At 71.6% G+C, this 7,935-nt stretch carries 7 protein-coding genes and 1 pseudogene; all 8 read left to right on the top strand.

What is annotated here, in order from left to right:
* Positions 1-141, top strand: a 141-nt coding sequence (locus AC3WQM_RS31900) for a zinc-binding dehydrogenase (RefSeq protein ID WP_492683854.1), incomplete at its 5' end; no start/stop codon positions are given.
* Between the two features lie 23 nt (positions 142-164).
* Positions 165-1,196, top strand: coding sequence for an AraC family transcriptional regulator (locus AC3WQM_RS31895; protein ID WP_492683853.1), 1,032 nt, complete (start codon positions 165-167; stop codon positions 1,194-1,196).
* A gap of 46 nt (positions 1,197-1,242) precedes the next feature.
* On the top strand, positions 1,243-3,939 hold the full coding sequence (locus AC3WQM_RS31890; RefSeq protein WP_492683852.1) for a helix-turn-helix transcriptional regulator: 2,697 nt from the start codon (positions 1,243-1,245) through the stop codon (positions 3,937-3,939).
* A gap of 159 nt (positions 3,940-4,098) precedes the next feature.
* Positions 4,099-5,007 (top strand): TauD/TfdA dioxygenase family protein, encoded by a 909-nt coding sequence (locus tag AC3WQM_RS31885; RefSeq protein WP_492683851.1) that lies wholly within the window; start codon positions 4,099-4,101, stop codon positions 5,005-5,007.
* Between the two features lie 62 nt (positions 5,008-5,069).
* Positions 5,070-6,128: a beta-keto acid cleavage family enzyme gene (locus tag AC3WQM_RS31880; protein ID WP_492683850.1), complete on the top strand. Its 1,059-nt coding sequence runs from the start codon at positions 5,070-5,072 to the stop codon at positions 6,126-6,128.
* A 42-nt stretch (positions 6,129-6,170) separates the two neighbouring features.
* Positions 6,171-7,154 (top strand): tripartite tricarboxylate transporter substrate binding protein, encoded by a 984-nt coding sequence (locus AC3WQM_RS31875; RefSeq protein WP_095746621.1) that lies wholly within the window; start codon positions 6,171-6,173, stop codon positions 7,152-7,154.
* Between the two features lie 14 nt (positions 7,155-7,168).
* The gene (locus AC3WQM_RS31870) at positions 7,169-7,726 is read left to right on the top strand and encodes an RBBP9/YdeN family alpha/beta hydrolase (protein ID WP_492683849.1); all 558 of its coding nucleotides are present in this window, start codon (positions 7,169-7,171) and stop codon (positions 7,724-7,726) included.
* A 42-nt stretch (positions 7,727-7,768) separates the two neighbouring features.
* Positions 7,769-7,935, top strand: a pseudogene (locus AC3WQM_RS31865) (quinone oxidoreductase); the annotation flags it as partial.

The following is a 7,935-nucleotide window of genomic DNA, read 5'->3' as shown; positions in this document are numbered from 1 at the left end:
GCCGACGAACTCTTCGACCACGTGCTGGCCGGCCGCATCGTGAGCGAGCCGCAGCAGAGCTTCGCACTGGCCGACGCCGCCGAAGCGCACCGCGCCCTCGAAGGCCGCAAGACCACCGGCGCCACCGTGCTCGTGCCCTGAGAACTGCCACGTGCGGACTTGCGATGTCTTCCCTGGTCCGCGCGGCAAGCCTCACCCACTACCGCGAGGTCGCCCGCGCCAGCGGCCTGGACCCGGCGCGCATGCTCCTGGACGCCGGCCTGAACCCCCGCATGCTGGACGAGCCCGACCTGATGATTCCGGTCGACCGCGTCGCCGCGCTGCTGCAGGCCTCGGCCGAGCGCTCGGGCAACGAGGGCTTCGGGCTGTGCATGGCCGAGGGGCGGCGGCTGTCGAACCTCGGGGCCGTCGGCCTGCTGGTGCGCGAGCAGCCGACGCTGCGCGATTCGCTCGACGTGCTGATGCGCTACCAGCCGCTGCTCAACGGCTCGCTGTCGCTGATGGTCGAGGCCTTCGGCCAGGTGGTGGTCATCCGCGAGGAAGTGCAGCCCGACAAGGCGCACCGCGCCACGCGCCAGCGCATCGAACTGGCGCTGGGCGTGATGCTGCGGCTGCTGCGGCAGTTTCTCGGCGCCGACTGGCAGCCCCGGCGCGTGTGCCTGGCGCACCCCGCGCCGCGCGACCTGCGCACGCACCATCGCGTGCTGGGCGCGGCCGTCGCCTTCGACCAGGACTTCCACGGCATCGTCTGCGCGCGCGACGACCTGGACGCGCCCAACCCTTCGGCCGACCCGGCCATGGCGCGCTATGCGCGGCAGCTGCTCGACGCGGCGGCGCCTGCGCCCGGCGACGCGCTGCCGGGCGACGTGCGGCGCGCGGTGCTGCTGCTCCTGCCCAGCGGGCGCTGCAGCATCGCGCAGGTGTCGGCGCACGTGGGCGTGGAATGCCGCACGATCCAGCGCCGGCTCGCGGACGACGGGCAGAGCTTCTCGGCCATCGTCAACGACGTGCGCAAGGAACTCGCCGTGCGCCACGTGCTGGAGGGCGACCGCCCGCTGGCCGAGGTCGCGGGCCTGCTGGGCTTCTGCGCGCCCAGCGGGCTGTCGCGCTGGTTCCATGCGCAGTACGGCTGCAGCGCGAAGGCCAGCCGCGCGCGGCGGGGGGTGCCGCGCCGCGCTTCGGCCTCGCGCGATTGACGTGGAGAATCGGGCCCGTTCTTCCCTCCACGAGCACGAACGAGCCTTGGCCACTTTCCCGCCCCCCGATGCGAGCGGCGCCCCGCGCGACCTGCTGCTCAAGGTGACGCCGCCCCGTGTCCCGCGTCACCTGGTCTCGCGCGCGCGGCTCCTGTCGAGCGCCGACGCGCTGCGCGACCACGCCGTGTGCGTGGTGCAGGCGCCCTCGGGCTTCGGCAAGACCTCGCTGCTGGCGCAGTGGCGGCTGGAGTACCTCGGCCAGGGCGTACCGGTCGGCTGGGTCTCGGCGCAGAGCCAGGACGATCCGGGCCGGCTGGTGCAGAGCCTGGCGCTGGCGCTGCGCGTCGCCATGGGCCGCCCCGCATTCGGGCGCAGCCTGTTCCAGGACGACCGGCCCGGCACGCTCGGCAGCGTCACCGCGCTGCTGGCCGAGCTGGCGCAGGCGGCCTTGAACGTGGTGCTGGTCATCGACGAGGCCGACCGCCTGCCGCCGGCCTCGCGCGAGGCGCTGGCCTACCTGCTGCGCAACGCGCCGCCCAACGTGCGCACGCTCATTGCCACGCGCCCCGACGGCCGGCTCGATATCGAGGACCTCGTGGCCTACGGGCAGTGCGTGGAGATCGGCCCGGCGCTGCTGAAGTTCAGCCTCGACGAGACGCTGCAGCTGGTGCAGGCGCGCTTCGGCGCGCGCGTCGACCGCAACACCGCCGCCCGGCTGCACGAGCTGACCGAAGGCTGGCCGCTGGGCCTGCAGCTGGCCACGACCATCATCGCGCGCGGGGCCGACGCGCACGCCGCGCACACGGTGCTGGGCGACATGACGGCCGCCGCCGGCGAGCTGCAGGGCGAGCTGGTGCGGCTGCTGCTGGTCAACCTCGACCCCGACGATCGCGACTTCCTGGCCCGCATCGCCGTGCTCGACCTGCTGCACCCCGAGCTGTGCCGCGCCGTCTCCGGCGTCGACGACGCTGCGGCGCGGCTGGCGCGGCTGAGCAACGACACGCCGGTGTTCGCCGCCGCCGAAGGGGGCGAGTGGCTGCGCATGCATGCGCTGGCGCGCGACGTGCTGCGCCAGCGCTTCGCCGCGCTCGACGCCGCCGAGCAGGTGGCGGCGCATGCGCGCGCGGCGCAGTGGCTGGCCGCGCACGAGCTGCTCGACGAGGCCGCCCACCATGCGCTGAGCGCGGGCCAGCACCAGACCGCCTACGAGCTCGCGGAGCGCAGCCTGTACGAATCGCTCATGCGGCGCGGCCGGCAGGCCACGGTGCTCGAATGGATGGCGCAGATGCCGGCCGACGAGCTCGACCGCCGCCCGCGCCTGCTGCTGGCCGCGGCATGGACGCTCGCATCGAGCGAGCGGCACGAAGAAGCCGGCCGCTTCGTGGCGCGCATCCTGGCGCAACCCGATGTGAGCGACGCGCTGCGCTGCGAATGCGCGCTGATCCTGGGCGGCGCGGCCGTGTTCGCGGACGACCCCGACCGTTTCGTCGAACTGCACGCGCCGTGGACCGAGGCCGTTCCGCTGACCGACCCGCTGCTGCTGCAGTCGCACGCCAACCGCATGGCCTACCGCGCGCTGCTCGAGGGCGAGCCGGCGCTGGCGCGCCTGCGCCAGCAGCAGGCCCTGCGCGGGCATCCGGGCCACGGCGTCGACTACATCCGGCGCTGGAGCGAGCTGGTCATCGGCCTGAGCTATGCGTGGGAAGGCCAGGTGCTGCTGGCCGAACAGCTGCTGCGCCCCGCCGTGGCCGGCGCCGAGGCCGAGATGGGCCGGCGCCACCGCTTCAGCTGCAACCTGGCCGCGCTGCTCGCATCGGTGGCCTGGGAGCGCGACCTGCCGGGCGACGCCGCCACGCTGCTGGCCGACCGCCTCGACGTGCTGGAGCACAGCGGCCTGCCCGAATCGCTGCTGCAGGCCTACCGCACGGCGGCGCGCATCGCGGCGGCCGAAGGCGCCGAGCACCGCGCGCTGGAACTGCTGGACGCGCTGGACGCAGCCGGTGCCGCGCGGCGCCTGCCGCGGCTGCGCATCGCCAGCCTGGCCGAGCAGGTGCGCCTGCATGCGCAGCGCCACCGCGCCCAGACCTGCCGCGAACTGTGCGAGCGCATCGACGCGCAACTGGCCGACCCCACGCTGCCGCAGGGCCCGCTGTGGCGGCGCAGCGTGGAGGCACTGCGCGACGTGGCGCGCGCCCATGCAGCCATTGCCGCACGCGACTGGCCCGACGCCCTCGCGAAGCTGGCGCGTGCCGACGAACAGGCGCGCCAGCGCAAGCAGGGCGGCCTGCACATCGAGCTGCTGGGCTTGCGCGCGCTGGCGCTGGAGCGCTGCGGCCCGCCGGCGCAGGCGCTGCTGCGCGAAGCGATGGACCTGGCGCGCGCCTACGGGCTGCAGCGCGTGTTCTCCGACGCGCACCCCGAGCTGGGCGCCTGGGTCGGCACGCTCGCGGCCGAGGGCGCGCAGGCCGAGATCGCGGTCGCGCCCCTTGCGCCCGCCGTACCGCCTGCGCTTGCGCCTGCAACACCCGCATCACCCGGCGCCGTGCTCACGCCCAAGGAGGGCGAGGTGCTGGTGCTGCTGGCGCGCAACCTGTCGAACAAGGAAATCGGGCGCGCCATGCAGGTGGGCGAAACCACCGTCAAGTGGCACGTGAAGAACCTGTTCGCCAAGCTCGACGCCGGCACGCGCACGCAGGTGGTGCAGCGCGCGCGCATCCTGGGGCTGCTCGCCGCGGGGCACTGAGGGCTCGCCGCCAGGCACTGAGGGTTTCTCCCTCCCCTCCAGGGCCGCCGCCCCCTCCTGCGAGGAGGGGGCGCGCGCAGGGGCCTCGACCTATTCTTGCTTCCAGCACGGTCACCGCCGCACAGCGGCACCCCACGACCGGCACAGGAGACAAGACACATGGGTTCCACGATCCAGCCAGGCCTCTCGAACGGGGCCCCCGCCGTGCACACGCGCGGCCTCCAGGTCCACCCCGTGACCTGCGCCATCGGCGCCGAGCTGCGCCACGTGTCGCTGGCCGACGCCTCGCGCGACGCCGGCCTGGCGGCCGAGATCCGCGCCCTGCTGGTGCAGCACAAGGTGCTGTTCTTCCGACAGCAGGAACTCACGCGCGCCGAGCACGTCACCTTCGCCCGCCACTTCGGCGAGCTGGAAGACCACCCCGTGGTCGGCAGCGACCCCGAGCACCCGGGCCTGGTGCGCATCTACAAGAACCCCGAGACGCCGGTCGACCGCTACGAGAACAGCTGGCACACCGACGCCACCTGGCGCGAGAAGCCGCCCTTCGGCTGCGTGCTGCGTTGCGTCGAATGCCCGCCGGTGGGTGGCGACACCATGTGGGCCAACATGGCGCTGGCCTTCGAGAAGCTGCCCGCGCACATCCAGCAGCAGATCGCGGGGCTGCGCGCGCGCCACAGCATCGAGGCCACCTTCGGCGCCGCGATGCCGATCGAGAAGCGCCTGGCGCTGAAGGCCCAGTTTCCCGACGCCGAGCACCCGGTGGTGCGCACGCACCCCGACACGGGCGAGAAGATCCTGTTCGTCAACGGCTTCACGACCCACTTCACCAACTTCCACACGCCGGCCAACGTGCGCTACGGGCAGGACTACCAGCCCGGCGCCGCCCTGCTGCTGGCTTACCTCGTGAGCCAGGTGCAGATCCCCGAGTACCAGGTGCGCTGGCGCTGGCAGCCGGGCGACGTGGCCATGTGGGACAACCGTTCGACCCAGCACTACGCGGTCATGGACTACCCGCCCTGCCATCGAAAGATGGAACGCGCCGGCATCGTCGGCGACGCGGTCTTCTGAGCGGGCGCCGCCGCGCTGCGCCCTCCCTTCTTCTCTTCCCTTTTTCTACCGAGGTTCCTGCCATGAATTTTCTCGACGGCCATCTGTTCCCCGAAAACCAGCAGCCGCTGATCATCACCGCCGCGCCCTACGCCCCTTCATGGATGCCTTCGGACTTTCCCGGCGAGATTGCCGTGTCCATGGAGGACCAGATCCAACGGGCGGTGGACTGCTACAACGCCGGCGCCACCGTGCTGCACCTGCACGTGCGCGAGCTCGACGGCCGGGGCAGCAAGCGCCTGTCCATGTTCAACGAGCTGATTGCCGGCGTGCGCGCGCGCGTGCCGGAGATGATCATCCAGGTGGGCGGCTCGATCAGCTTCGCACCCGAGACCGACGGTGCGGCCGCCAAGTGGCTGAGTGACGACACGCGCCACATGCTGGCCGAGCTCGACCCCAAGCCCGACCAGGTGACGGTGACCATCAACACCTCGCAGATGAACGTGATGGAGCAGTTCGACCTGCGCGACATCCAGGGCACGTCGATGGAAGACCCCGCCACCTTCAACGCCTACAAGGAAATGACCGTGCCTTCGCAGCCCGGCTGGGCCGAGGAGCACATCCGACGACTGACCAAGGCGGGCATCCAGAGCGCCTTCCAGTGCTACAACATCAACAGCTTCGAGTCGGTGGAGCGGCTGATGCGGCGCGGCATCTACAAGGGCCCGCTGGTGATGAACTGGGTGGCCATCGGCGGCGGCATGGACGTGCCCAACATCTACAGCCTGGCCAACTTCATGCGCGCCGTGCCCGACGGCGCGGTGGTGACGGTGGAGGCCTCGGTACTCAACGTGCTGCCGATCAACATGATGGGCATCGCCATGGGCCTGCACGTGCGCACCGGCACCGAAGACAACCTGTGGAACCAGGACCGCTCGGCCAAGATCGGCACCGCCAAGCAAGTCGAGCAACTCGTTCGCATCTCGCGCGAATTCGGCCGCCCCATCGCCACGGGCCAGCAGGCACGCGAGATGTCCAAGATCGGCGTTTTCTACGACACCACCGAAGCGTCGCTGGCGGCCAACGGCTTTGCACCCAATGCCCCGGGCCGGCAGCAGGGCTTCCTGCGCAAGGCAGCCTGAGCACCCCACACCGCCGGCACACGAACACCTGGAGACATCGCGATGAAAAAAACCCACAACATCCTTCGCCGCCTGAAGCCCTGGGCAGCCGCCCTGGCCGCCGCGCCCCTGCTCGCCCATGCCTGGACCAACAAGCCCGTGCGGATCGTGGTGCCGGCGCCCGCGGGCGGCACCATGGACGTCGTGGCCCGTGTGTTGTCCGATGCCATTTCGGCCGAGATCGGGCAGCCGGTGATCGTCGACAACAAGCCGGGCGCCGGTGGCGCCATCGGGGTGCAGGCGCTCAACAGCGCGCCGCCCGACGGGCAGACCATCATGTTCATGGTCAGCAACATCCTGACCGAGATTCCCCTGGTGATGAAGACCAGCTTCGACCCGGTCAAGGACGTGAAGCCGGTGACCATGGTGGCCCGCTCGGCGATGGTGCTGGTGAGCGCGCCGTCAGTGCCGGCCAACGACCTGAAGGGACTCATCGCCTACCTGAAGACCGGCAAGGGCAGCCCGGGCAGCTACGCCTCGTACTCCGCGGGCACCAGCTCGCACTACGCCGGCGCCATCTTTGCCCGCAAGGCGGGGCTGGACCTGCAGCACGTGCCGTTCCCGGGCTCGCCGCCGGCGCTGCAGAACCTGATGGGCAGCCAGGTCGACATCCTGTTTGACGGCATCGTCACGTCGCTGCCGCTGATCAAGGCCGGCAAGGTGAAGGTCTTCGGGGTCGGGGCCAAGACCCGGCTGGCGCAGCTGCCGGACGTGCCCACGATGGCCGAGCAGGGCTTCGACGAGATCGACTTCTCGAACTGGGCCGGCGCCATCGTGTCGGCCAAGATGCCCGACGACCTCGTCAAGCGGATCAATGCGGTCCTCACGAAGGCCGCCTCCTCGCCGAAGGTGCGGGAGCGGCTCATCGCGCAGAACTTCGTGCCGATGACCAGCGAGAGCCCCGAGCAGCTCGCGAAGATCACGCACGACGAGTACGAGCGCAACGCGCGGATCGTCAAGACCTACAACATCCAGCTCAACCAGTGAGGGTGCAGGCCGACATGACTACGCCCACTGTCCTCATCGTTCCCGGCCTGCGCGACGCCGTCGCCAGCCACTGGCAGACCCTGCTCGCCGCACGCCTGCCGCGTGTGCGCGCGGTGCCGCCCATGGGCCGCGACGACCTCGACTGCGCCGCGCGCGTGGCGGCCATCGAGCGCGAGGCGCAGGCGGTCGAGGGGCCGCTGGTCATCGTGGCGCACAGCGGCGGCGTGGTGATGCTGGCTCATTGGGCGCAGCGCACGCGCCGGCCGGTGCGCGGCGCCCTGCTGGCCACGCCGCCCGACTTCGAGCGGCCGATGCCCGAGGGCTACCCCACCGTCGAGGCCCTGCGCGCCGGCGGCTGGCTGCCGGTGCCGACCGGGCCGCTGCCGTTCCCGAGCATCGTGGCGGCCAGCCGCAACGACCCGCTGGCGCCCTTCGATCGCGTGGTGCAGATGGCGCAGGGCTGGGGCAGCCGCCTGGCCGACCTCGGCGAGGTCGGCCACCTCAACCCCGCCTCGGGCTACGGCGAATGGCCGGGCGCGCAGGCCTTCATCGACGAACTCTCGGCGGGCTGAGCCCTTTCTGCCCGCCTGCCCTTCCTACCGAAAGAAATTCCCATGGTCCAAGCCATCCGCTTCCACGAGACCGGCAGCGCCGACGTGCTCAAGCTCGAACACGTCGAGGTCGGCGAGCCCGGCCCGGGGCAAGCGCGCGTGCGCCACAGCCTCATCGCGGTCAACTTCATCGACATCTACTTCCGCACCGGGCGCTATCCGCTCGCGCT

The sequence above is a fragment of the Variovorax sp. FW301-JW7 genome, from assembly GCF_058788795.1.
This window is presented reverse-complemented; position numbering and strand designations above follow the sequence as displayed.

What these genes read in the sequence shown, in the direction of transcription:
- AC3WQM_RS31895 (WP_492683853.1), top strand. Translation starts at nt 165, where the DNA reads ATGTCTTCCCTGGTCCGCGCGGCAAGCCTCACCCACTACCGCGAGGTC.
- AC3WQM_RS31885 (WP_492683851.1), top strand. Translation starts at nt 4,099, where the DNA reads ATGGGTTCCACGATCCAGCCAGGCCTCTCGAACGGGGCCCCCGCCGTG.
- AC3WQM_RS31880 (WP_492683850.1), top strand. Translation starts at nt 5,070, where the DNA reads ATGAATTTTCTCGACGGCCATCTGTTCCCCGAAAACCAGCAGCCGCTG.
- AC3WQM_RS31875 (WP_095746621.1), top strand. Translation starts at nt 6,171, where the DNA reads ATGAAAAAAACCCACAACATCCTTCGCCGCCTGAAGCCCTGGGCAGCC.
- AC3WQM_RS31870 (WP_492683849.1), top strand. Translation starts at nt 7,169, where the DNA reads ATGACTACGCCCACTGTCCTCATCGTTCCCGGCCTGCGCGACGCCGTC.